The 23,028-nt window shown below is 73.0% G+C and carries 19 protein-coding genes; 5 read left to right on the top strand and 14 right to left on the bottom strand.

Features of this window, described 5'->3' with window-relative positions; genetic code table 11:
* Nucleotides 1–402 precede the first annotated feature (402 nt).
* From ACIPLC_RS14355 to ACIPLC_RS14375, 5 genes are all read left to right on the top strand, one after another.
* Nucleotides 403–1,290 carry an FAD binding domain-containing protein gene (locus ACIPLC_RS14355; RefSeq protein WP_400473269.1) on the top strand — a complete coding sequence of 296 codons (888 nt, stop codon included), beginning with the start codon at nucleotides 403–405 and terminating at the stop codon, nucleotides 1,288–1,290.
* The gene (locus tag ACIPLC_RS14360) at nucleotides 1,287–1,775 is read left to right on the top strand and encodes a (2Fe-2S)-binding protein (protein WP_400473270.1); all 489 of its coding nucleotides are present in this window, start codon (nucleotides 1,287–1,289) and stop codon (nucleotides 1,773–1,775) included. Before ACIPLC_RS14355 ends, ACIPLC_RS14360 begins: the two co-directional genes overlap by 4 nt.
* On the top strand, nucleotides 1,772–4,168 hold the full coding sequence (pucD, locus tag ACIPLC_RS14365) for a xanthine dehydrogenase subunit D (RefSeq protein WP_400473271.1): 2,397 nt from the start codon (nucleotides 1,772–1,774) through the stop codon (nucleotides 4,166–4,168). The genes ACIPLC_RS14360 and pucD overlap by 4 nt, the downstream gene beginning before the upstream one ends.
* Before the next feature lie 301 nt (nucleotides 4,169–4,469).
* Nucleotides 4,470–5,981 carry an NCS2 family permease gene (locus ACIPLC_RS14370; protein ID WP_400473272.1) on the top strand — a complete coding sequence of 504 codons (1,512 nt, stop codon included), beginning with the start codon at nucleotides 4,470–4,472 and terminating at the stop codon, nucleotides 5,979–5,981.
* A 205-nt stretch (nucleotides 5,982–6,186) separates the two neighbouring features.
* The gene (locus ACIPLC_RS14375; protein WP_400473273.1) at nucleotides 6,187–7,422 is read left to right on the top strand and encodes an XdhC family protein; all 1,236 of its coding nucleotides are present in this window, start codon (nucleotides 6,187–6,189) and stop codon (nucleotides 7,420–7,422) included.
* Nucleotides 7,423–7,431: 9 nt separating this feature from the next.
* Here the strand turns inward: ACIPLC_RS14375 and ACIPLC_RS14380 are convergent, their stop codons facing one another.
* The 14 genes from ACIPLC_RS14380 to ACIPLC_RS14445 form a co-directional block, all read right to left on the bottom strand.
* Nucleotides 7,432–8,052 (bottom strand): LysE family translocator, encoded by a 621-nt coding sequence (locus tag ACIPLC_RS14380; protein ID WP_400473274.1) that lies wholly within the window; start codon nucleotides 8,050–8,052, stop codon nucleotides 7,432–7,434.
* 34 nt (nucleotides 8,053–8,086) lie between these two features.
* The gene (locus ACIPLC_RS14385) at nucleotides 8,087–8,503 is read right to left on the bottom strand and encodes a PIN domain nuclease (protein WP_400473275.1); all 417 of its coding nucleotides are present in this window, start codon (nucleotides 8,501–8,503) and stop codon (nucleotides 8,087–8,089) included.
* Nucleotides 8,496–8,693 (bottom strand): type II toxin-antitoxin system VapB family antitoxin, encoded by a 198-nt coding sequence (locus ACIPLC_RS14390; protein ID WP_400473276.1) that lies wholly within the window; start codon nucleotides 8,691–8,693, stop codon nucleotides 8,496–8,498. Before ACIPLC_RS14390 ends, ACIPLC_RS14385 begins: the two co-directional genes overlap by 8 nt.
* A 78-nt stretch (nucleotides 8,694–8,771) precedes the next feature.
* Nucleotides 8,772–10,628, bottom strand: a complete 1,857-nt coding sequence (locus ACIPLC_RS14395; RefSeq protein ID WP_400473277.1) for an SDR family oxidoreductase — start codon at nucleotides 10,626–10,628, stop codon at nucleotides 8,772–8,774.
* Nucleotides 10,625–11,488 carry a M24 family metallopeptidase gene (locus ACIPLC_RS14400; RefSeq protein ID WP_400473278.1) on the bottom strand — a complete coding sequence of 288 codons (864 nt, stop codon included), beginning with the start codon at nucleotides 11,486–11,488 and terminating at the stop codon, nucleotides 10,625–10,627. Before ACIPLC_RS14400 ends, ACIPLC_RS14395 begins: the two co-directional genes overlap by 4 nt.
* An 11-nt stretch (nucleotides 11,489–11,499) precedes the next feature.
* Nucleotides 11,500–12,585 carry a PDR/VanB family oxidoreductase gene (locus ACIPLC_RS14405; protein WP_400473279.1) on the bottom strand — a complete coding sequence of 362 codons (1,086 nt, stop codon included), beginning with the start codon at nucleotides 12,583–12,585 and terminating at the stop codon, nucleotides 11,500–11,502.
* Nucleotides 12,586–12,709: 124 nt separating this feature from the next.
* Nucleotides 12,710–13,627 carry a metal-dependent hydrolase gene (locus tag ACIPLC_RS14410; RefSeq protein ID WP_400473280.1) on the bottom strand — a complete coding sequence of 306 codons (918 nt, stop codon included), beginning with the start codon at nucleotides 13,625–13,627 and terminating at the stop codon, nucleotides 12,710–12,712.
* A gap of 210 nt (nucleotides 13,628–13,837) precedes the next feature.
* A complete protein-coding gene (locus tag ACIPLC_RS14415) occupies nucleotides 13,838–14,617 on the bottom strand; it encodes an IclR family transcriptional regulator (protein ID WP_400473281.1) in 780 nt (259 codons plus the stop codon).
* A 287-nt stretch (nucleotides 14,618–14,904) separates the two neighbouring features.
* The gene (locus tag ACIPLC_RS14420) at nucleotides 14,905–16,365 is read right to left on the bottom strand and encodes a catalase (protein WP_400473282.1); all 1,461 of its coding nucleotides are present in this window, start codon (nucleotides 16,363–16,365) and stop codon (nucleotides 14,905–14,907) included.
* A 181-nt stretch (nucleotides 16,366–16,546) separates the two neighbouring features.
* Complete coding sequence (alc, locus tag ACIPLC_RS14425; RefSeq protein ID WP_400473283.1) at nucleotides 16,547–17,806, bottom strand: allantoicase; 1,260 nt, start codon at nucleotides 17,804–17,806, stop codon at nucleotides 16,547–16,549.
* A 9-nt stretch (nucleotides 17,807–17,815) separates the two neighbouring features.
* Nucleotides 17,816–19,237 carry an allantoinase AllB gene (gene allB / locus ACIPLC_RS14430; RefSeq protein ID WP_400473284.1) on the bottom strand — a complete coding sequence of 474 codons (1,422 nt, stop codon included), beginning with the start codon at nucleotides 19,235–19,237 and terminating at the stop codon, nucleotides 17,816–17,818.
* A gap of 170 nt (nucleotides 19,238–19,407) precedes the next feature.
* Nucleotides 19,408–20,550, bottom strand: a complete 1,143-nt coding sequence (locus tag ACIPLC_RS14435; RefSeq protein WP_400473285.1) for a glycerate kinase — start codon at nucleotides 20,548–20,550, stop codon at nucleotides 19,408–19,410.
* Nucleotides 20,551–20,958: 408 nt separating this feature from the next.
* Complete coding sequence (locus ACIPLC_RS14440) at nucleotides 20,959–21,984, bottom strand: 2-hydroxy-3-oxopropionate reductase (protein WP_400473286.1); 1,026 nt, start codon at nucleotides 21,982–21,984, stop codon at nucleotides 20,959–20,961.
* Nucleotides 21,985–22,041: 57 nt separating this feature from the next.
* Nucleotides 22,042–22,887: a TIM barrel protein gene (locus ACIPLC_RS14445; RefSeq protein ID WP_400473287.1), complete on the bottom strand. Its 846-nt coding sequence runs from the start codon at nucleotides 22,885–22,887 to the stop codon at nucleotides 22,042–22,044.
* Nucleotides 22,888–23,028 lie beyond the last annotated feature (141 nt).

Genomic DNA, 23,028 nt, shown 5'->3' on the forward strand with positions numbered 1-23,028 from the left:
ACGAGGGAGGCCCGGGCGTTCGGTCGGGGGTCACAGTGTGCCCGAACATCCGTACTCGTCGTCACGTCCGGACGGGCGACCGGATCACGGGCCCGTCGCTTGCGAATCACGGCCGGATTACGGTCGTAGGTAGCACCTGGTGAAACACCTGGGCTGCGGAATTCCTCTCCTTAGAGGAACGTACAGGATGCCGGGCGGGAGTACAGCCGGGGCTTCATGCCATCGGTGACTGCCAGTGGGCCCCGTCCCGGCGGTTCACTGGGCGACACGCCGCCGGACACAGCCCGGTGACCGGGGCCGCCCGACGCGGAGGCGACGAAGCGGTTGGTGAGAGGTCCGGACACCGAGTTCCGGGCAGTGTGCCCACCCGTCCGGCAGGCGACGACTTGAGGAGACACCCGCATGGAGTTCCTTCGGCCCGCCACCTGGGACGAGGCACTCGCGGCGAAGGCCGAGTACCCGACCGCGCTGCCCATCGCGGGCGGTACGGACGTCATGGTCGAGTTGAACTTCGACGTGCACCGGCCATCCGCGATTCTCGATCTGAACCGCATCACCGAGCTCACCCAGTGGTCGAACGACGGCGCCGTCGTCAGGCTCGGCGCCTCGGTCCCCTACGCCCGGATCATCGACGAGCTGTCCGGACCGCTGCCCGGGCTGGCGCTGGCCGCCCACACCGTCGGCTCGCCGCAGATCCGCAACCGCGGCGGCGTCGGCGGCAACCTCGGCGCGGCCTCCCCGGCCGGCGACTCCCACCCGGCGCTGCTGGCGGCCGGCCGGGACGTCCTCGTCGAGGCCGCCTCCGTGCGCGGCACCCGGCTGATCCCGATCGACGACTTCTACGTCGGCGTGAAGCGCAACAGCCTGGAGGCCGACGAGCTGATCCGGGCCGTGCGCATCCCGGTGGCGGACGGCCCGCAGCAGTTCTCGAAGATCGGCACCCGCAACGCCATGGTGATCGCGGTCTGCGCCTTCGGTTTCGCCCTTCACCCGAAGAACGGCACCGTCGGCACCGGCATCGGCTCGGCCGCCCCCACGCCGCGCCGCGCCGTCGAGGCCGAGGAGTACCTGCGGGGCGTGCTCGCCGAGCGCGGTCTCTGGGAGTCCGGCGACCTGCTGGGCGCCGAGGTGGTCCAGCGCTTCGGCGAGCTGGTCAAGGCCGCCGCCTCGCCGATCGACGACGTCCGGGGCACCGCCGACTACCGCCGGCACGCGCTGGCCGTGATGGCCCGCCGCACCCTCACCTGGACCTGGAACGACTACCGCAAGCAGATCAGGAGCGCGGCATGAGGGTGACTTTCACCGCCAACGGCAAGCCGGTCGAGGCGGACGACGTCTGGGAGGGCGAGAGCCTCCTGTACGTGCTGCGCGAGCGGGTCGGCCTGCCGGGCTCGAAGAACGCCTGCGAGCAGGGCGAGTGCGGCTCCTGCACGGTCTACCTGGACGGCGTGCCGGTCTGCAGCTGTCTGGTCGCGGCCGGCCAGGTGCAGGACCGCGAGGTGCGCACGGTCGAGGGCCTGACCGACGAGAACGGCGAACTGGGCCTCGTCCAGCAGGCGTTCATCGACGCCGGCGCCGTCCAGTGCGGCTTCTGCACCCCCGGCCTGCTGGTGCAGACCGACGCGCTGCTGGACCAGGACGCCCAGCCGAGCGACAACGACATCCGCGAGGCGCTGTCGGGCAACCTCTGCCGCTGCACCGGCTACGAGAAGATCATGGACGCGGTGCGGCTGGCATCCGCCCGCACGTGCGCCGGAAAGGCCGTTTCGCGATGACCACCCGCACCATCCAGGGGCAGAAGAACCTCCAGGACATCCGGCAGGCCAGCAAGGACGGCATCGGCGGCTCGCCGCTGCGCCCGGACGGCCACCTCAAGGTCAAGGGCGAGTTCGCGTACTCCTCCGACCTGTGGCACGAGGACATGCTCTGGGGCATGGCGCTGCGCTCGCCGCACCCCCGGGCCGACATCCTGTCGGTGGACATCTCCGAGGCGCTCAAGGTGCCCGGCGTCTACGCCGTCCTCACCCACCAGGACATCCCCGGCGCGAAGTACTACGGCCTGGAGATCCAGGACCAGCCGGCCCTGGCCATCGACAAGATCCGCTACCACGGCGAGGCGATCGCGCTGGTCGCGGCCGACCACCCGGAGACGGCCCGCCGCGCGGTGAAGAAGATCAAGGTCGAGTACGAGGTGCTCACCCCGATCGTCACCGAGGAGCAGTGCCTCGACCCCGCCACGCACGGCTACGTGCACGAGCCGCACGAGTACAAGTCGCACGGGTACGGCAACATCTGCCACGAGCAGCGGCTGGTCTCCGGCCTCGGCGTCACCGACGAGGTCCGCGCGCTCGCGGACGTCATCGTCAGCGGCGACTACGAGGTCGGCATGCAGGACCAGGCCTTCCTCGGCCCCGAGTCGGGCCTCGCGGTGCCCGCCGAGGACGGCGGCATCGACCTCTACATCGCCACCCAGTGGCTGCACGTCGACCGCCAGCAGATGGCCCCGGTGCTCGACCTGCCCGAGGAGAAGGTCCGGCTCACCCTGGCCGGCGTCGGCGGCGCCTTCGGCGGCCGCGAGGACCTGTCGATGCAGATCCACGCCTGCCTGCTGGCCCAGCACACCGGCAAGCCGGTCAAGATCGTCTACGCCCGCGACGAGTCCTTCTTCGGCCACGTGCACCGCCACCCGGCCAGGATGCACTACGAGCACGGCGCCACCCGCGACGGCAAGCTGGTCTTCGCCGACTGCCGGATCGTGCTGGACGGCGGCGCGTACGCCTCCGCCTCGCCCGCCGTGGTCGGCAACGCGGCCTCGCTCGGGCACGGCCCGTACGTGATCCCGAACGTGCGGATGCACGCCCTCGCGCTCTACAGCAACAACCCGTCCTGCGGCGCCATGCGCGGCTTCGGGGCCGTCCAGGCCGCGTTCGGCTACGAGTCGCAGATGGACAAGCTGGCCTTCGAACTCGGCATGGACCCGGTCGAGTTGAGGCAGCTCAACGCCATGTCCGAGGGCGACTGCATGCCCACCGGCCAGCAGATCGACTCGCCCGCCCCGGTCGCCGAACTGCTCCGGCGCGCCAAGGAGATGCCGCTGCCGCCGCCGCTGGACACCGAGCACCTGGACGTGCGCCAGCTCCCCGGGGCGCTGTCCAACACCTCGCACGGCGAGGGCATCGTGCGCGGCGTCGGCTACTCGGTCGGCATCAAGAACGTCGGCTTCTCCGAGGGCTTCGACGACTACTCCACCGCCCGGGTGCGTCTGGAGGTGATCGGCGGCGAGCCCGTCGCCATGGTCCACACCGCGATGGCGGAGGTCGGCCAGGGCGGCGTCACCGTGCACGCCCAGATCGCCCGCACCGAGCTGGGCGTCGAGCTGGTCACCATCCACCCGGCCAACACCGAGGTCGGATCGGCCGGTTCGACCTCCGCCTCGCGCCAGACGTACATGACCGGCGGCGCCGTGAAGCTGGCCGCCGAGGCGGTCAGGCGGGCGCTGATCGAGAAGGGCCGCCGCCGCTACGGCTGGACCCACGGCGACATCACGCTGATCGCCGGGAAGGTCGTCTCGGAGAGCGCCGGCGTGCTGGTCCCCATGGTCGACCTGCTGGGCGACGAGGCCATCGACCTCACCCGCGAGCACCACCACCGCCCGACCGTCCCCTTCGACAAGGAGACCGGGCAGGGCTTCGGCCACGTCCAGTACACCTTCTGCGCCAACCGCGCGGTGGTCGACGTGGACGTCGAACTGGGCCTGGTCAAGGTCGTCGAGCTCACCGCCGTCCAGGACGTCGGCAAGGCGCTCAACCCGCTCTCCGTCGTCGGCCAGATCCAGGGCGGCTGCACCCAGGCGCTCGGCCTCGCCGTGATGGAGGAGATCATCGTGCGGGACGGGAAGGTGCGCAACGCCTCCTTCACCGACTACCTGATCCCCACCATCCTCGACACCCCGCCGATCCCGGTGGAGATCCTCGAACTGCCCGACCCGCACGCCCCGTACGGGCTGCGCGGCGTCGGCGAGGCCCCGACCGTGTCGGCGACGCCGTCGATCGTGGCCGCCATCCGCAACGCCACCGGCCTGGCGCTCAACCGGATCCCGGTCCGGCCCGAGCACCTGACCACGGAGGCCCCGGGGGCCCCGGGGGCTCCTGGGGCTCCTGGGGCCTGACGCTCCCGGGACCTGACGGCCAGGGAAAAGAGACCTCCCCGGGGCGGCGACCGCCTTCCCCGCCGCCCCGGGGCCGCACCACCGTGCCACCCCCACTCGCGTGCACCACCCGCCGACACGCGGCCGCACCATCCCGCTGCCTCTCCCACGCCGGGGTTCTGCAGCGGTGCGCACCACCCACGCACCGCGGGCACCGCCACAGTGCGCCCAGTGAGTCGAGCAGTCCCCCTGCGCCAACCTCGTTGACTGGCAGTCAGGTCGGCTCGCCCACCCCAACCCCCTTTGACACTTGGGAGTGGACATGACCCAGATCCCCACGGAACACAGCCCCACGGAACACAACCTCACGGAACCCGTCCCCACGGAAGAGAGACCCACCGAGGACGACGCCCCCACGTCGGCCCCGGCCACCGCGCCGAAGAACGCACTGGACGCGTACTTCAAGATCACGGCCCGGGGATCGACCTTCGGCAACGAGATCCGCGGCGGCCTCACCACCTTCATGGCGATGGCCTACATCGTGCTGCTCAACCCGATCATCCTGAGCGGCGCCGACGTCAACGGCCTCAAGCTGGACGACGCGCAACTCACCACCGCGACCGCGCTCGCCGCCGCCGTCACCACGATCCTGATGGGCGTGGTCGGCAACGTCCCGCTGGCGGTCGCCGCCGGGCTCTCGGTCTCCGGCGTGATCTCCGCGCTGGTGGTACCGCACACCACCTGGCCCCAGGCCATGGGCCTGTGCGTGATCTACGGCCTGCTGATCGTCCTGCTGGTCGTGTCCGGGCTGCGCGAGAAGATCATGAACGGCATCCCGCTGCCGCTCAAGCACGCCATCACCATCGGCATCGGCCTCTTCGTCTCGCTGATCGGCCTGGTCAAGGCCGGGTTCGTGCACACCGGAGGCCCCACGCCGCTCGCGCTCGGCCCCTTCGGCGAACTGGCCGGCTGGCCCGTCCTGGTCTTCTGCCTCACCGTGCTGACGATCTTCGTCCTGCTGGCCCGCAACGTCCGCGGCGCGATCCTGATCGGCATCGCCGGCGGCACCGTGGTGGCCTTCGTCATCAACGCCGTCGCCGACCTCCCCGCGAAGACCTGGGTCAGCTCCGCCCCGGTGTGGCCGGGCAGCCCGGTCTCCGCGCCCGACTTCGGCCTCTTCGGCCACGTCGACCTCTTCGGCGCCTTCGGCAGCCACGGCCTGGGCGCCATCAGCGCCTCGGTCGCCGTCTTCACCCTGGTGCTGGCCGGCTTCTTCGACGCGATGGCCACCATCATCGGCGTCGGCACCGAGGCCGGCCTGGCGGACAAGCAGGGCCGGATGCCCGGCCTCTCCAAGGCCCTGTTCATCGACGGGGCCGGCGGCGCCATCGGCGGCCTGTCGGGCGCCTCCGGCCAGACCGTCTTCGTCGAGTCGGCCACCGGTGTCGGCGACGGCGCCCGCACCGGCCTCGCCTCCACCGTCACCGGCGGCGTGTTCGCGCTGATGCTGTTCTTCTCGCCGCTCGCCGCGATCGTCCCCACCGAGGTGGCCTCCGCCGCCCTCGTCGTGATCGGCTCGATGATGATGAGCCAGGCCCGGCACATCGACTGGTCCGACCGCGAGGTCGCCATCCCGGCCTTCCTCACCTGCACCCTGATGCCGTTCACCTACAGCATCACCGCCGGTGTCGCCGCAGGCGTCATCTCGTACACGGTCATCAAGGCGGGCACCGGCAAGTGGCGCGAGCCCGGCCTGCTGATGTGGATCCTCACCGGCGTCTTCGTGGTCTACTTCGCGCTCACCCCGATCAAGTCCTGGCTGGGCGTGCACTAGGGAGTGTCCGGCCGTTCCCGTCGGGCGCGCGACGCCCTACGCTGATCCGCCGCGCATCGTCGGACACGCCCCGGGTCCTGTCCGGCCGATCCTGCCGGGCCAAGATCGACCGGACAGGACCCAACCGCACCGCCGCCGTGCGGGAATCGTTTCCCGTACGGCGGCCCCTCCCGTCTACCCTCGCTTGTGTAAGGAGCTCCCGGACATGCAGGACATCGCCGAGCAGTTGCAGGCCTGGCACGCGGCCGGGCGCGCCTTCGCCGTGGCCACCGTCGTCGGCGTCTCCGGCAGCGCGCCCCGCGACCCCGGGGCGGCCCTGGCCGTCGACGCGGCCGGCGAGGCGATCGGCAGCGTCTCCGGGGGCTGCGTCGAGGGCGCGGTCTACGAGCTGTGCCAGGCCGCCATCGAATCCGGCGAGCCCGTGCTGGAGCGGTTCGGCTACAGCGACGAGGACGCCTTCGCCGTCGGCCTGACCTGCGGCGGGGTCCTGGACGTGTTCGTCCAGCCGATCCTGCCCGGGGCCGACGACGGACTCGACGCCGGCATCGCCTACATCGCCTCCGGCACCCCGGTCGCGCTCGCCCGGGTGATCGCCGGGCCCGGCGGACTCCTCGGCGCCACCGTCGCCGTCACCGCCGACGCCCACCACGGCGCCCTCTCCCCCGCCCCCTCGACCGCCCAGCCGTCGCCCGCCGCCACCCCTCCGGCGACGCGCCCCGCGCGACACCTCCTGACCACACTGGAACGGGCGGTCGTCACCGAGGCCCGGGCCATGCTCGACGCCGGACGCACCGGCCGGATCGTGCTCGGCCTCGACGGACGCCCCTGCGACGACCGCGGCCAGGGCACCGTCACCTGCTTCGTCGAGTCCTACGTGCCCGCGCCGCGGATGCTCGTCTTCGGCGCCATCGACTTCGCCGCCGCCGTCGTCCGGATCGGCCGCTTCCTCGGCTACCGCGTCACCGTCTGCGACGCCCGGCCCGTCTTCGCCACGCAGCGGCGCTTCCCCGAGGCCGACGAGGTCGTCGTCGACTGGCCGCACCGCTACCTCGACTCCCAGCTCGACCGGATCGACGGGCGCACCGTGCTCTGCGTGCTCACCCACGACGCCAAGTTCGACATCCCGCTGCTGGAACGCGCACTGCGGCTGCCGGTCGGCTACGTCGGCGCGATGGGCTCGCGCCGCACCCACCGCGACCGCGAGGCGCGGCTGCGCGAGGTCGGGCTCACCGACGCCGAGATCGGCCGGCTGCGCTCCCCCATCGGCCTCGACCTGGGCGCCCGCACCCCCGAGGAGACGGCGGTGTCCGTCGCCGCCGAGATCATCGCCCACCGGCGCGGCGGCAGCTGCCTGCCGCTCAGCGCCGGGGACGGGCCGATCCACCACGAGGAGCCGGCCGCCCCCGAGGAACCCCGGGCGCAGCGGACGCACGCCGCCTGAGGCCCGCAGTCAGTCGCTCAGCGCCAGCTTCACGCCGAAGCCCACCACCACCGCGCCGGTCACCCGGTCCATCAGCCTCCGGGCAGCCGGGCGGCGCAGCCAGCCGCGCAGCACCTGGGCGAAGCCGACCAGGACGGTCGACCACAGCACGCCCTCCACCACGTGGACGCAGGTCAGCGCCACCCCGGCGGCGAAGTGCGGGGCCCCGGCGGGGATGAACTGCGGCAGCACGGCCACGTAGAACACCCCGACCTTGGGGTTCAGCAGGTTGGTCAGCGTGCCGCGCCGCCAGCCGTACCCGAAGCCGCCCTCGGCCGGCTCCTCCTCGACCGCCGCCTCCCCGCCCCGGCTGCGCAGCATGCCGACGCCCATCCACACCAGGTACGCGGCACCGCCCCAGCGCAGCACCTCGTACGCCACCTGCGAGGCGGTCAGCAGCGCCGTCACCCCGGCCGAGGTCAGCGTCCCCCAGACCAGCGTCCCGGTCTGGATTCCCAGCACCACCCCCCACGCCTGCCGCCGCCTCCCCAGCGCGGAGGTCCGCAGGACCAGCGCGGTGTCGAGCCCGGGTGTGAGCGTGAGCAGCCCCACGACGAGGGCGAAGGACCACAGAGCCGTTGTCATCTCCATGGGCCTCGATGCTCTCACAGGCCCTGTGAGACGCTCAGTCCGCCGTCCCGGGCGGGACGATCCACTCGGCCGGCTGACCGGTGACGGCGGCGATCATGTCGTAGTCGCCGTCGTAGTGCAGGACGGTGGCGCCGTGGCGCTCGGCGGTGGCGGCGATGACGAGGTCCGCCACGGACAGCGCCCGCCAGTTGCCGGCGCCGGTGAGGAGGGCCTGCACCTCGATGGCGCGGTCCCACACCTCGTCGGGCGTAGTCAGCCAGTCGAAGGCACCCAGGCCCTCTCGAATCCGAACGGCGTCGGCTTTGGACCGGGCGCTGTCCATGATCTCCAGCTCGACAGCGCCACAGGTCGCGACCAGCCCTCTGCTGATCAGCGGACTGAGCACCGACCTGACCGCCGGCTTGGAGTAGCGGGCGAAGGCCGACTTGTCGATCAGGAAGCGCTCACTCACCCTTGTCCACCGGTCCGGTGAGGTCGGGCAGACCGCCCTCGGCGAGCCAGGTCATGAAGGCCTCACGCTTGCGGCGCTTCACGAGGTCCTGAAGGGCGGCGTTGACGGTGGCGACTTTGGTCGTCGTACCGAGGATCTCGGCGGCCTCGGCCAGAAGTTCGTCGTTGACGTCTATCACGGTACGGGCCATGGTCAACCTCCCGAAGCACAGCGGGGTCTGCGATATCAAGAACAAGGCTATCCGATATCGCAGACCCGCAGGGGCCGCTCAGGTGACGTTGAGGCGGGCGGCCAGGCGCAGGAGGCCGGGGCTGAGGCGGGAGAGGAAGCGGGCGGCCTTCGCCTCGGGGGTGACGGGGACGACCGGCTTGCCGGTGCGGACGGCGGTGAGGATGGCGGTGGCGACCTTCTCCGGGGGGAAGCCGCGGCGGGCGTAGAGCCGGGCGGCGCGGGCCTGCTTGGCGGCCTGCTGGTCGGCGGTGGTCGCGGAGAAGGTGGAGGTGCGGGTGATGTTGGTGTTGACGATGCCCGGGCAGATGGTGGAGACGCCGATGCCGTGCCCGGCGAGTTCGGCGCGCAGGCAGTCCGAGAGCATGAACACCGCGGCCTTGCTGGTCGCGTACGCGGTGAGCGCCTTGGACGGCAGGTAGGCGGCGGCCGAGGAGACGTTGACCAGGTGACCGCCCCGGCCGCGGTCGGCCATCAGCGTGCCGAAGGCGCGGCAGCCGTGGATGACGCCCCAGAGGTTGACGTCCAGGACGCGCTGCCACTCCTTCTCGGTGGTCTGCAGGAACGTCCCGGAGTGGCCGATGCCGGCGTTGTTGACCACCACGTCGGGCACCCCGTGCTCCGCCGCGACCGCCTGCGCGAAGGTGTCCACCGCCGCACCGTCGGCGACGTCCACCCGGTAGGCGTGCGCCTGCGGGCCGAGCAGCGAGGCGAGTTCGGCGGTGCGCTCGGCGGCGGCGAGGTCGAGGTCGCAGACCACGACGCGGGCGCCGTCCTCGGCGAAGGCGAGCGCGGTGGCGCGGCCGATGCCGCTGCCGCCGCCGGTGACGACGACCAGTCGGCCGTCGCCCTGCTCCCGGGTCGGCTCGGCAGTCCCGCCTTCGATGCGGGTGGTGAACTCGCGGACCATCTCGGCCACGGTGGCTCCCTTCTCCAGCAGCGCCGACCAGTGGCCGGCGTGCAGCGTCCGTCGGGTCAGCTCGGGCACCCAGCGCTCCAGCCCCTCGGAGAGGAAGGGGGCGACGTAGCGGTCCCGGGTGAGGGTGATCAGCTGGACCGGCACCTGCGTCGGCCGCTCGCGCGGACTGCGCAGCGTGGGGCGGAAGTTGGCCCGGTACAGCTCGATGCCGCGGACGGCGTCGCGGCGCAGGCTGGGCTGCGGGTGGTCGGGCCGCGGGGTGACCTGCTCCAGGTCGCGCAGCACCCGCGGCCAGGCCCGGGCCAGGCCCAGGCGCCACACGCCCGGGGCGAGGAAGGGCAGGTGGAAGGCGGTGATGTACCAGGAGTGCAGGCCCTGGTGGAGCAGTTGGCGCAGGTGGCGCGGGGTGGGCCGGCGCATCCGGTGGCGCAGCCAGTACCCCATGTGGTCCAGGCAGGGGCCGGACATGGTGGTGTACGAGGCGAGCCGCCGCTCGGAGCCGGGCGCGGTGACGGCCTCCCAGGACTGCAGCGAGCCCCAGTCGTGGGCGACCAGGTGCACCGGGCGGTCGGGGCTGACGGCGTCGGCGACCGCGAACAGGTCGGCGGCCAGGCGCTCCAGCCGGTAGCCGTCCCGGGTGGCGGGGGCTCCGGACTCGCCGGCGCCCCGGACGTCGTAGCGGACCACGTGGTGGTCGCGGGCGAGGTCGGCCGCGACGTCGTCCCAGACGGCGTGGGTGTCCGGGTAGCCGTGCACCAGGAGGACGGTGGGGGCGTCCGGGTCGCCCTGTTCGAAGACGGCGAGCGGGAGGCCGTCGGAGTGCACGGTGCGGCGGCGCACGGGTGGGGCGTGCAGCGTTTTCGGGGCGTCTGCGGGGTCCAGGGCCTTCGGGGCCTTCGGGGCGTCCGGGGTCTTCGGGGCCTTCGGGGCCTTCGGGGCGTCCGGGGTCTTCGGGGCGTCTGCGGCGGGGGTGGTCATCGGGCGGCCTCCAGGGCAACGTCGTGGGCGGCGCCCGCCGTCCAGCGGCGGACGTGCGGCAGGTCGTCGTCGAGCCAGTGGGCGTCGTCCTCGGTGACCACCAGCAGTTCCTCGAACTTGATGCCCACGCCGCGGAAGCCGATGTGCGGCTCGACCGCCCACAGGCCCGGGGTGGGTGCGTGCCGGGACGACCGGCCGTCCGCCCAGAGCGGTGAACGGCCGTGCAGGCGCTCGGAGACCAGCTCACGGCCGAGGGTCTGCAGGGTGCGCACGCCGAAGCCGAAGACGTTGACGCCAGCCGGGCCGCGCACGGTGGTGCGGGTGACCTGGTGGCCGATCACCCGGCCCGGGTAGACCTGGTGGCGGTTGTCGTAGCCGTGCGCGGCGATCTGCGCGTCCACGGCCGCGTACACCTCGTTGAGCGGCCTGCGGGCGCGCACCTCGGCGAGGATCAGCTCGCGGTACACCTGGAGGTCGGCGGCCAGGCGGTCCCAGACCCGGTTCTCACCGACCTTGCCGCCGTAGCCGATGTCGGCGGTGTAGCCGTCGACGATGGGCGCGCAGTCCAGGACGTACGGCATGCCCTCCTCCAGGCGGCGGTTGCCGGCGAAGAACTGCAGCGGGGTGTGGAAGTGCCGGAAGGCCGTGCGGTCGCCGAACCAGGCGAACGGGACGTGGAAGAAGTCCTGCACCCCGGCGGCGACCAGGCGGCGGCGCAGCTCGGCGGTGGCCTGGCGCTCGGTGACGCCCGGTTCGATCCAGGCGGCGACCTGTTCGGCGCAGTGGTAGGCGAGTTGCTGGGTCTCGCGGAAGCGGGCGAGGTCGCGCTCGTCGTAGGGGAAGGTCGGGGGGTTCGCCATCGGGGCTCCTTCTACAGGTCGAGCACCAGGGTCTCGCCCTCGGCGGCCCGGGAGACGCAGGGCAGCACGGCGCCGGCGGCGCGCTGCTCGGGGGTGAGGCGGCGGTCCCGGTGCTCGGGCGTACCGGCCAGCAGGCGGACCTCGCAGGTGCCGCAGAAACCCTGGTGACAGGAGTACGGGAGGTCGGGACGGGCCTCGCGCAGCACGTCCAGGGCGGAGCGGTCGGCGGGGACGTCCAGCGCCGGACCGTCGGCGCCCAGGCGCAGGGTGAACGGCTCGCCGCCGGTGACCGGGGCGGCGCCGAAGCGCTCGAAGTGCAGGGCGGTGGACGGGGATTCGCCCAGGGCTCGCTGCACGGCGGTGAGCATCGGGGCCGGGCCGCAGCAGTAGACGGCGGCGCCGCGCGGGGCGTGGGCGACCAGTTCGGCGCCGGTCGGCACGCCGTGCTCGTCGTCGGTGCGCAGCACCACCCGGCGCGGGTCGAGGGCGCGCAGCTCGTCCGTGTACGGGAGGGTGTCGGCGCTGCGGCCGACGTGCACCAGGCGCCAGTCCAGGCCGTGCCGCTGCGCCTCGCGGGCCATCGGGAGCAGCGGGGTGACGCCGATGCCGCCGGCGAGCAGCAGGACGGCGGGCTCGGCGCAGAAGGCGAAGCCGTTGCGCGGGCGGCGGGCGGTGAGGCGGCTGCCGGGGTGCAGGGTGTCGTGGATCTCGACGGAGCCGCCGCCGCCCTCGGGCAGTCGCCGCACGGCGATCCGGTAGGCGGTGCGGTCGGCGGGGTCGCCGCTGAGCGAGTAGTGGCGCTCGCGGCCGGAGGGCAGGGCGAGGCGCAGGTGGGCGCCGGGCTGCCAGCCGGGGAGCGGGCCGCCGGAGGGGTCGGCGAGTCGCAACTCGACGACGTCGGAGGCGAGTTGGCGGCGGGCGGCGACGACCAGCTGGAGCGGCGGGGCGGGGCGGCTGAGCGGGCGGCGGGGGTTGCGGCGCAGCAGGGGGCTGCCGAGGGCCGGGGTGTAGCGGTCACCGAAGGCGGTGAGCCGGCGCATGAAGGTGTCGGCGCGGGGGCGGCCGTAGAGGTCGGGGGGCGGGTTGAGCAGGTCCATCCGGCGGTCCTTGGCGTCTGGGAGGGGGCGCGAGCGACAGGTGACAAGTTTCAGATTTCAAAGTTCAGATAACAGATAACGTCTTCTGTTATCTGTTATCTGAACTCTGTCACTTGACCCCTTGTCAGTGGCCCACTGCTGCCGCGCGGGCGGCCGGGGAGGCGGCGAGGTAGCCGAGGGCCTGACTGGAGGAGCCCTCCTGGGTGGGGTGGTAGCCGGGCCGCAGGTAGCGCAGGCCGGAGCGGATCGACCGGACCGGGTCGGGCAGCAGTCCGCGCTTGGCGATCTTGCCGGCCTCGCGCCAGGTGGGCTTGAGCCGTCCGTCGAGGGTGGGGTCGGCGGCGAGCAGGAAGCGGACGCCGCGCACCCAGAGGTGGACCAGCAGCGGCCCGGAGACGGCCATGCCGCGGACCCGGCGCAGGTAGCCGGGGTCGAGGTGGACCATCAGGTCGAAGGCGACGCTGCGGTGTTCGACCTCCTCGGCGCCGTGCCAGCGCAGCAGGTCGAGCATCGTCGGGTCGGCCTTGGCGCGGTCCAGGCCCGGGGAGTTGAGCACCCAGTTGCCCAGGAAGGCGGTGAAGTGCTCGATCGCCGCCACGAAGGCGACCCGCTCGATGATGTTCTCGCGCCGCCGCGCGGGGCTGAGCCCGGGCTTGTCGCCGAGGACGCGCTGGAACAGCCAGGCGATCTGCCGGACGTACGGGCGCGGGTCGAGCCCCTGGCCGAGCAGGTGGTCGAGGACTTCCTGGTGCGCCTCGGCGTGGATGGCCTCCTGGCCGATGAACCCCAGGACCTCATCGCGCAGTTGCTCGTCCCGGACGAGCGGCAGCGCCTCCTTGAACACCTTGACGAACCAGCGCTCGCCCTCGGGCAGCAGCAGGTGCAGCACGTTGATGACGTGGGTGGCCATCGGCTCGTCGGGGATCCAGTGCAGCGGCAGCCGGGCCCAGTCGAAGCGGACGTCCCGGGGTTCGAGGACGAGGCTGTCGTGGACGCGCACGGCGGGGGCGGCAAGGGCGGGGACGGGGGTGGAGCGGGGCACGGCGGGCCCTCCTGACCTCGGGGCGGCGGCTCGACTCAGGGAAACGTACTCGCGGGTAGCGGCCGGGACAAGGGTTTCGGCGACTCTTATCGACATCGAGTCTAATAAGTGATGCACGCCGGGGCGGCCGGCGGAAACGTCTGCGAACAAACGCGCGGGCCCCGCCGGATCACTCGGATCCGGCGGGGCCCACGGGAACGACGCCGGCCGTCAGACCGCCATCGCCAGCATCAGCGGCGCCGCCCGGGCCGCCAGCAGTTCGGCGGCAGCCTTCAGCTTGTGCACGTTGTCCACCGGCATCGACGTGGCCAGGCAGCCGACCGTACTGCCCGCCGTGATCGGGACGGCCGCACACACCGTGCCGAGCGCGTACTCCTGGATGTCCAGCACCGGCACGGTGGCCGGCTGCCGCTCCAGCCGGTGCATCAGCTGGTCGGCGTCGGTGACGGTCCGGGAAGTCAGCCGGGCCACCGGGTGGCGGGAGAGGTGGTCCCAGCGCGCGTCCGCGTCGAGCTGGCCGAGCAGGCACTTGCCGATCGCGCTGGCGTGCGCGGTGGCCCGGAAGTCCACCCACTCCTGCACGGCCGGCGCGTACTCGGCCGCGGACACCGCCTCCACCGACAACTCCCCGTCGTGGTAGCGGGTGAAGTAGACGGCCGCACCCAACTCGTCCCGCAGCTCGGCGAGTTTGCGGTTCAGCCGGGCCTTCACCAGCTGCTCCCGGTTGTGCTGGCCGAGCAGGGCGAAGGTGCCGCCGAGCACCCAACCGCCGTCCTGGCACTGGAGGTAGCCCTCGATCTCCAGGATCTCCGCGAGCCGCCGCACGGTCGGCAGGCCGAGCGAGGTCTCCCGCGCGAGGGCGACCAGGGTGGCGCCGTCAGGGTGCCGGTCGACGGCCTCCAGCAGTCTGAGGGCGTGCTGCAGGGAGGTGAACGGGCCGGCGAGGCCCTGGTCCAGCGCGGCGTGGCGACCCGGGGCTGGTGTCGACATGTCGTCCCCTTCCGATGTCCCCCCACGGAGCGACCGCGGGCGCCCTCCAGCCTATCGACCCGGCGAGCCCGGCGACTGCCGTCCGTGAATATCCGTGAACATTCCGTGGAGCACCCGCCGGACACCTGGAGGAACGGGTACCGGCCGGAAGCACGACGGGCCCCTCCCCCACTGCCCTGGGGGAGGGGCCCGTCCGGCGGCCGCCGGGTTGCGGGGCCCCGGCGGCCGGTGAGGGTGGGTCAGTCGGTCAGCGGGGCGTCACGCGTGGCGCACCGGGGCGGGGTGGCTCAACCCTCGTCGCCCGCCCGCAGCTTGGCGACGGCCGCCTCCAGGCGGGCGCCGTACTCCTCGTCCGCGGCGTGGAAGTGGGCGAGGTTCCTCTCGACGACGTCGTCGCGGCTCACCTGGGCGAGGAAGCCCGCGATGTTGTCGATCAGGCGGGTCTTCTCGCCCGCGGACATCAGCCGGTACAGTTCGCCGGCCTGGAAGAAGTCGTCGTCCTTGGTGTGGGCCGGCGTGGTGTAGGTGCCGGTGTAGCCGTCCAGCCGGACCGGCGCGGCGAGCGCGTTGTCGGTCTGGGCGGGGCCGTCGTCCGAGTTGGGCTCGTAGTTCCTGCCGCGGCCGGACTTGTTGACGGCGTGGAGGCCGTCGCGGCCGTAGTTGTCCGCCTCGGTGGCGCGCGGGGCGTTCACCGGCAGCTGGGTGTGGTTGACGCCGAGGCGGTAGCGCTGGGCGTCGGCGTAGGCGAACAGTCGGCCCTGGAGCATCTTGTCCGGGGAGGGGCCGATGCCGGGCACGAAGTTGTTCGGCGAGAACGCGGACTGCTCGACGTCGGCGAAGACGTTCTCCGGGTTCTTGTTGAGCACCAGGCGGCCGACTTTGACCAGCGGGTAGTCGGCGTGCGGCCACACCTTGGTGAGGTCGAACGGGTTGAAGCGGTAGTCCGCGGCCTCGGCGACCGGCATCAGCTGGACGTAGAGGGTCCAGGACGGGAACACGCCGCGCTCGATGGCCTGGTGCAGGTCGCGCTGGTGCGAGTCGGCGTCGGCGCCGAGCACCTCGGCGGACTGGTCGCCGTCCAGCGAGCGGATGCCCTGGTTGGTCTTGAAGTGGTACTTGACCCAGTAGGCGTCGCCCTCGGCGTTGACCCACTGGTAGGTGTGCGAGCCGTAGCCGTTCATGTGGCGGTAGGAGGCCGGGATGCCGCGGTCACCGAACAGCCAGGTGATCTGGTGGGTCGAGGCGGGCGAGTGGGCCCAGAAGTCCCAGACGTTGTCCGCCTCCTGCACGCCGGTGTACGGGTCGCGCTTCTGCGAGTGGATGAAGTCGGGGAACTTGAGCGGGTCCTTGATGAAGAACACCGGGGTGTTGTTGCCGACCAGGTCGTAGTTGCCCTGCTCGGTGTAGAACTTCAGCGCGAAGCCGCGCGGGTCGCGCACCGCGTCGCTGGAGCCCAGGTTCCCGGCCACGGTGGAGAACCGCAGGAAGACCTCGGTGCGCTTGCCGACCTCGGAGAGGAAGCCCGCGCGGGTGTACTTCGACACCTCGTCGGTGACCTCGAAGTAGCCGTACGCGCCGGAGCCGCGGGCGTGCACGACGCGCTCCGGGATCCGCTCGCGGTTGAAGCGGGCCAGCTTCTCCAGCAGTTGCTGGTCCTGGATCAACAGCGGGCCGTACGCGCCGGCCGAGGCCGAGTTCTGGTTGTCGGCGATCGGGGCGCCGGACTCCGTGGTCAGGATCTTGGACATGGAAGGTCCTTCAGGTGTCGATAAAAGTGGTGCGTGGAGAGTGGTGTGACGGAACGTCAGTTCACCGTGCAGGCCGTCAGGTCGCCGAACCGGCCGCCGCCAGGTCGCCGAACGGCCGCCGTCGGGTCGCCGAGAAGGCACCGGCGGGTCGCCGAACGGCCGCCGGATCACCGCGCGGGCGTCAGGCGCCGAGCAGGCGCCAGACCGCCGAGCGGCGGCGGGAGGAGTGCCCGCCGTCGGGGCCGTCGGCGGGCTGGAGCGCGGCGACGGCGGTGGCGACCGCGGCCTGGCCGGCCAGCGGGCGGGCGGCGGTCAGCGCGGCGGCCTCGTCGGCGGTCAGGCCGGCCTCGGTGAGGGCCGTGGCGGCCTCGGCGGCCGGGACGGCGTTGAACCAGCGCAGCGCGAGGGCCGCGCGGCCGGCCTCGGTGAGGCGGCCGGTGAGCCGCAGGCGGGCGAGGCCGCCGTCCGGGTAGACGTTGATGCGCACGTGGGTCACCGGGCGGCCGGCGTCGAGCCGGAAGCGGTGCCGGGTGTCGGGCTGCAGGCGGGTGCGGGGCAGGATCTCGAACCATTCGCCGTCGGCCGGGTCCGCCCCGGTCGAGGCGTCGAAGCCGACGAGGTCGGCCCAGCCGGGGGCATTGGCGACGAAGTGGGTGGTGTCCACCTCGGCGGCCAGGGCCTCACCGCCCCCGGCCAGGGCGATCTGCACCCAGTCGTTGGCCTTGTCGCGCCGACGCCGGGTCTCCCAGCCCTCGCCCATGACGGAGGCGCGACCGGGAGCGTTCAGGTTGTGCGGGGAGGAGAAGTAGCGGTCGGACGCCGCCTCGGCCACGCCGCCGTACTCCTGGGCGGCCAGGTCGAAGGTGAGGCCGTCCAGTTCGCGCGGGTCGGGCAGCACCTCACCGTGGACGCGCAGCCGGGCGACGCCGCCGTCCGGGAAGATGTTGAGGCGTACGTGGGTGTAGCGGCCGGCGTCCTCGACGGCGAACTCGTGGGCGGTGTTCCCCTGGAGCGGGGTGCGCGGCACCAGCGTGGTCCACTCGGCGTCCGCCAGTTCCTCGGGCGAGGGGTGGCCGGGGACGGAGGCGGCCTCGACGGAGGCGCTCTCCGGGTAGTTGCCGGTGAAGTGGGCGGTGTCCACCACGAGGCCGCGGACCACGCCGCCGACGCCGAGCCGGACGATCGCCCAGTCGTGGTCCCGGTCGGTGGGGTGGGGCTGGTCGGCGGAGACGCCGCGGCGGCGCTTGGACTCCCAGCCGTCCATGATCTGGCCCTTGTGGCCGAAGGTGTGCGGGCGGAACTCGGCGGGCTTGGCGACCAGGAGGTTCTCGGCGTCGGCGAAGGTGTCCTCGTTGGTGGCGACGACGCCCGCGCCGAGCAGCCGCGAGGCCAGGTTGACCAACTCGGTGAAGGGAGCGCTCGGGGTGTCGGCAGTGGTCACGAAGTCTCCTCAGGACGGGCGATCGGACGGGGTGGTGGGAGCGGCGGCGGGCCGGGTGAGCTGGCGGCCGAAGGGCTCGGCCGCCACGTCCACCGCGCGGCCGCGCAGCCAGGTGGTGCGGACCGCGCCGGTCAGCGTCCGGCCCGCGTACGGGGTCACGGGGTTGCGGTGGTGCAACTCTCCGGGGTGGACGGCGAATTCGCCGTCGGGGTCGAAGGCGACCAGGTCGGCGTCGCAGCCCGCCGCGATGGCGCCCTTGATCCCGGTGAGGCCGGCGAGTTCGGCCGGTCCGGCGGACATCCAGCGGACCACGTCGGCGAGGCCGTGGCCGCGGCGGCGGGCCTCGGTCCAGATCGCTGGCAAGCCAAGTTGCAGGGAGGCGATGCCGCCCCAGGCGGCCGCGAAGTCGCCGCTGCCGCCGTACTCGGGCAGCAGCTTGAGGTCGGGGGTGGAGGGCGAGTGGTCGGAGACGACGGCGATGAACTCCCCGGCCGCCAGTGCCTGCCAGAGCAGGTCGCGGTTGGTCTCGTCGCGGATCGGCGGGCAGCACTTGAAGGCGGTGTCGCCGTCCGGCACCTGCTCGGCCGCCAGGGTCAGGTAGTGCGGGCAGGTCTCGGCGGTGACCTGGACGCCGTCCTCGCGGGCCTGACGCAGCAGCGGCAGCACGGCGGCGGAGGAGACGTGCAGGATGTGGACGCGGGCGCCGGTGCGCCGGGCGGTGTCGAGCAGGACGGCGACGGCGGCGGTCTCCGCGTCGGCGGGGCGGGAGGCGAGGAAGTCGCGGTAGTGGACGCCGGGTTGCTGCGGGGCGGCGGCCAGCACGGCCGGGTCCTCGGCGTGGATGATCGCCAGCGCCCCGATCCGGGCCTGCTCGGCCAGCGCGGCCTCCAGGTCCGCGGCCTCGACGTGCGGGAACTCGTCGACGCCGGAGGGGGCGAGGAAGCTCTTGAAGCCGAACACGCCGGCCTCGTGCAGCGGCGCGAGGTCCGGGACGTTGCCGGGGACGGCGCCGCCCCAGAAGCCGAGGTCGACCCAGGCCTGACCGTCGGCGGTCCTCCGCTTGGCGACCAGGCCGTCCACCGTGGTGGTGGGCGGGATGGAGTTGAGCGGCATGTCGATGATCGTGGTGACGCCGCCGGCCGCGGCGGCCCGGGTGGCGGTGGCGAAGCCCTCCCACTCGGTGCGGCCGGGCTCGTTGACGTGCACGTGGGTGTCGACCAGGCCGGGCAGCAGGGCGGTGTCGCCGAGGTCGGCGAGGCCGCCGTTGCCGTTGCCGTCGCCGTTGCCGTCGGGGCGCTCGCCCGCGAGGAGCGAGCCGTACGCGGCGACCCGCTCGATCTTCCCGTCCCGGATCAGCACGTCGGCGGGGCGCTCACCGTCGGGCAGGACCACCCGTCGGGAGCGGATCACCGCTGGCTGGCTGAAAGGCATGGGAGACCTCCGAAACCTGGAAGTTGGGGGTGGGCGCCGGGAGGGAACCGGGAGGTGACCGGGCAGGGAACCGGGCGGGGAACCGGGCGGGGAACCGGGCGGGGAGCGAAGGATTGCCGGGAGCCTAGGCCCGCCTTCAACAAAACGTCAATGGATGAACGTACGAGGGATCAGCCGGACAGCAGCTCGCCCGCCAACCGCTCCCCCGCGAGCTCGGCCAGCTCACCGGCCCTGGTCATGCTGTCCCCCGGCTGCTCGGCGAGGTCGGTGAGGGCGATCGCGGCGGCGAACCCGGCGGCCCGCCACTCGGGCTCGGACAGTTCCAGCCGCCCCGCCACGGCGGCCACCCGAACCCCCGCCCGGGTGGCCGCCGCGGCAACGCCGGCGGGGGCCTTGCCGTGCAGCGTCTGCGCGTCCAGACAGCCCTCACCGGTCACGACGAGGCGTGCCCCACGCACGGCTTCGTCGAAACCCAGCAGTTCGAGCAGCAGCTCGATACCGGGTCGCATGGTGGCGCCGAGCAGCGCGAGGGCGGCGAAGCCCACCCCGCCGGCGGCACCAGCGCCGGGGGCGTCGCGCACGTCCCGTCCGGTGGCCAGGGCGACCTGGTCGGCGAAGCGGGTCAGGCCCTCCTCCAGGATCACCAGGTCGTCGCCGTCGGCGCCCTTCTGCGGGCCGTAGACGGCGGTGGCGCCGCGCGGGCCGAGCAGCGGGTTGTCCACGTCGCAGGCCACGACGATCTCGACGCCGGCCAGCACGTCGGCCAGCGGGCCGGGCTCGATCCGGTCGAGCCTGCGCAACGCGGCTCCGCCGGGCGGCAGTTCGGTGCCTTCGGCGTCGCGCAGGCGGACCCCGAGGGCCTGGACCATGCCCGCGCCGCCGTCGGTGCAGGCGCTGCCGCCGAGACCGAGCACGATCCGCTTGGCACCGAGCGCCACGGCCCGGCCGATCAGCTGGCCGACGCCGTAGGAGCCGGCCGCCAGCGGGGCGGTGCGGCCGCCGGGGAGCCGGGCGAGTCCGGAGGACTGCGCCAGCTCGACCACGGCGGTGTCGTCCCGCACGGCCAGCGCGGCGTCCACCGGCAGGCCGGTCGGGCCGGCCACCTTGGCCGGGACCCGGGTGAAGCCGGCCGCGAGCGCGGCGGCCAGGGTGCCCTCGCCGCCGTCGGCGACGGGCAGTTCGCGCACCTCGACGCCGGGCGCCGCGCGGCGGACGCCGGCGGCGATCCGGGCGGCGACCTCGGCGCCCTCCAGGGTGCCCTTGAACTTGTCGGGAGCTACGACCACATGGCCCTGGTGGGGGGTGACGGGCATGGTGCGGTCCTCACTTCCGTACGGGGTCTGGCGATGTTTCGACAGCCTGTGCCAAGCATGGGCCCGGGTGCTCCGGAGGTGCGACCCCCCGCCGAGGGGTGCGACCCCCCGCCGGGAGGTGCGCCTCCCGGCGGGAGGGTGCGGCCCCCTCCCCGCCGTTCCCCTCGTCCCGCTTCCGACGTACGAGAGGCTCCCCTCGGCGGGGAGGGGGCCGGGCGAGGCGTACGGGCACGACCGAAGTGCCCCCGACAGGGGAGTACGCATCACCGGCTGGATCGACCGGCGGGCGGGCGGATGAGCCCCGATCCCGCCTGCCGGTCGGGCCTGGCCTCCTGGTGGCGCGGGCACGACCGGATGAGGTACACGCCACCAGGAGGAGTTCGCGGGGGCCCTAGGGGCCCCGGGGCGCTACTTGACCTCGCGGCCCGAGAGGCGCTCGACACCGCGCAGCAGCGCCGAGTGGTCGAGCGAGCCGTCGCCGTTGGCGCGGGCGGAGGCGACCAGCTGGGCCACCACGGCGCCGACCGGCAGCGTGGCGCCCACGGCGCGGGCGGCGTCGGTGACGATGCCCATGTCCTTGTGGTGCAGGTCGATCCGGAAGCCGGGGGCGAACTCGCGGTCGATCATGTTCGCCTTCTTGCGGTTCAGCACGGTCGAACCGGCCAGGCCGCCGCCGAGCACGTCCAGCGCGGCAGGCAGGTCGACGCCGGCGTTCTCCAGGAACACCACGGCCTCGGCGAGCACCTGGATGTTGACGGCGACGATCAGCTGGTTGGCGGCCTTGACGGTCTGGCCGGCGCCGGACGGGCCGACGTGGATGACCGTGGTGCCCAGCACGTCGAACAGCGGCTTGGCCTCGGCGAAGTCCTCGGCGGCGCCGCCGACCATGATCGAGAGCACCGCCTCGACGGCACCGGCCTCGCCGCCGGAGACCGGGGCGTCCAGGGTGCGCACGCCCTTCTCCTTGGCGGCCGCCTCGACCTTCTGGGAGGTCTGCGGCGTGATCGAGGACATGTCGATCACGAGGGTGCCGGGCCTGACGTTCTCCAGCACCCCGCCCTCGCCCAGGATGGCCTGCTCGACGTGCGGGTCGGCCGGGACCATGGTGATGACGACCTCGGCGTCCTTCACCGCGTCCGCGATGCTGGTGGCGCCGTGGCCGCCGGCCGCGACCAGGGCGTCGATCTGCGGCTGGGTGAGGTTGTAACCGGTGACGTGGTGGCCGGCCCTGACCAGGTTGGCGGCCATCGGGCTGCCCATGATGCCGAGGCCGATGAAGGCGATCTTGCGGCTCATCGCGTCGTTCCTTACGTCGTTCGTGGGGTGGGGAGGCTTGTGGGCCTGGTTTGCCCGGTGGCGCGGGGCCCGCCTGCTCGGCGGCGGCACTGCACTTCGCCTGCATGGCGGCGCGGTCCTTCGCTGGCGCGGCGGCACTGCACCTCGCCTGCGCGGCGGCTCGGTACTTCGCTCACGCGGCGGCGCGGAGCCCGCCTACTCGGCGGCGCGGTGCTCGCGCGGCAGCCACCCGAAGCTGTCGGCGCTGACGCCGGTGGAGGGGCGGTACTCCAGGCCGATCGGGCCGGTGTAGCCGGCCGCGGTGAGCCGGGCGAAGAGATCCTCGAAGTCCAGTCCGCCGGTGCCGGGCTCGTTGCGGCCCGGGTTGTCGGCGATCTGCACGTGGCCGAACCGGTCGGCGTAGGCATCAATGACGGCCGGCAGGTCCTCGCCGTTCTTGGCCAGGTGGTACAGGTCGCAGAGGAACTTCGCGTTGCCCAGGCCGGTGGCGGCGTTGACCTTGTCGACGACCTCGACCGCGACGGCGGCGGAGACCAGCGGGTAGTCCGGGGACTCGGCCTTGTTGAGGGCCTCGACCAGCAGGATCGCGCCGATCCCGTGCGCGGCCCTGGCGGCGAGCACCAGGTTCTCCAGCGCCAGTGCGTCCTGCTCGGCGGCCTCGACGCCCTCGACCCGGTTGCCGTACAGCGCGTTGAGCGCCTTGGTGCCGAGTGAGGCGGCGAGCCCCGCGGCGACCGGGACGTTGGCCCGGAAGCGGTCCTTCTCGGAGGGCACCGAGACCGTACCGCGGGCGCCGAGGGTGAGGTCGTCCAGGAAGTTGAGGCCGGTGAGCCGCACGCCCGCGTCGCCGAAGGCCTTGCGGAGCGTGTCCAGCTCGGCCTCGGACGGGGTGGGCTCGGCGCCGAAGGGCCACCACAGCTCGGCGGCGGTGAAACCGGCGGCCGCGGCCGCGGCGGGGCGCTCCAGCAGCGGCAGTTCGCCGAACAGGATCGACAGGTTGACCGTGAAGCTGTGCCGGGAAGCGGCCGTCACGTCACTCACCTCTCACTCTCTTCCGAGATCCGCAACTTCCACGATCCGGAAGAGGGATTCTGCGCAGTGGAAGCATCTCCGGCTCGGCGAGCGAGTGTCAAGACCGTCGCAACATTTTGTTGAAGAAGCTCGGAAGCGAGTCAGGAAGCG

The sequence above is a fragment of the Kitasatospora sp. NPDC086801 genome, from assembly GCF_044745805.1.
Lineage (GTDB): Bacteria > Actinomycetota > Actinomycetes > Streptomycetales > Streptomycetaceae > Kitasatospora.

What these genes read in the sequence shown, in the direction of transcription:
- ACIPLC_RS14355 (WP_400473269.1), top strand. Translation starts at nt 403, where the DNA reads ATGGAGTTCCTTCGGCCCGCCACCTGGGACGAGGCACTCGCGGCGAAG.
- ACIPLC_RS14360 (WP_400473270.1), top strand. Translation starts at nt 1,287, where the DNA reads ATGAGGGTGACTTTCACCGCCAACGGCAAGCCGGTCGAGGCGGACGAC.
- pucD (WP_400473271.1), top strand. Translation starts at nt 1,772, where the DNA reads ATGACCACCCGCACCATCCAGGGGCAGAAGAACCTCCAGGACATCCGG.
- ACIPLC_RS14370 (WP_400473272.1), top strand. Translation starts at nt 4,470, where the DNA reads ATGACCCAGATCCCCACGGAACACAGCCCCACGGAACACAACCTCACG.
- ACIPLC_RS14375 (WP_400473273.1), top strand. Translation starts at nt 6,187, where the DNA reads ATGCAGGACATCGCCGAGCAGTTGCAGGCCTGGCACGCGGCCGGGCGC.
- ACIPLC_RS14380 (WP_400473274.1), bottom strand. Translation starts at nt 8,052, where the DNA reads ATGGAGATGACAACGGCTCTGTGGTCCTTCGCCCTCGTCGTGGGGCTG.
- ACIPLC_RS14390 (WP_400473276.1), bottom strand. Translation starts at nt 8,693, where the DNA reads ATGGCCCGTACCGTGATAGACGTCAACGACGAACTTCTGGCCGAGGCC.
- ACIPLC_RS14395 (WP_400473277.1), bottom strand. Translation starts at nt 10,628, where the DNA reads ATGACCACCCCCGCCGCAGACGCCCCGAAGACCCCGGACGCCCCGAAG.
- ACIPLC_RS14400 (WP_400473278.1), bottom strand. Translation starts at nt 11,488, where the DNA reads ATGGCGAACCCCCCGACCTTCCCCTACGACGAGCGCGACCTCGCCCGC.
- ACIPLC_RS14405 (WP_400473279.1), bottom strand. Translation starts at nt 12,585, where the DNA reads ATGGACCTGCTCAACCCGCCCCCCGACCTCTACGGCCGCCCCCGCGCC.
- ACIPLC_RS14415 (WP_400473281.1), bottom strand. Translation starts at nt 14,617, where the DNA reads ATGTCGACACCAGCCCCGGGTCGCCACGCCGCGCTGGACCAGGGCCTC.
- ACIPLC_RS14420 (WP_400473282.1), bottom strand. Translation starts at nt 16,365, where the DNA reads ATGTCCAAGATCCTGACCACGGAGTCCGGCGCCCCGATCGCCGACAAC.
- allB (WP_400473284.1), bottom strand. Translation starts at nt 19,237, where the DNA reads ATGCCTTTCAGCCAGCCAGCGGTGATCCGCTCCCGACGGGTGGTCCTG.
- ACIPLC_RS14435 (WP_400473285.1), bottom strand. Translation starts at nt 20,550, where the DNA reads ATGCCCGTCACCCCCCACCAGGGCCATGTGGTCGTAGCTCCCGACAAG.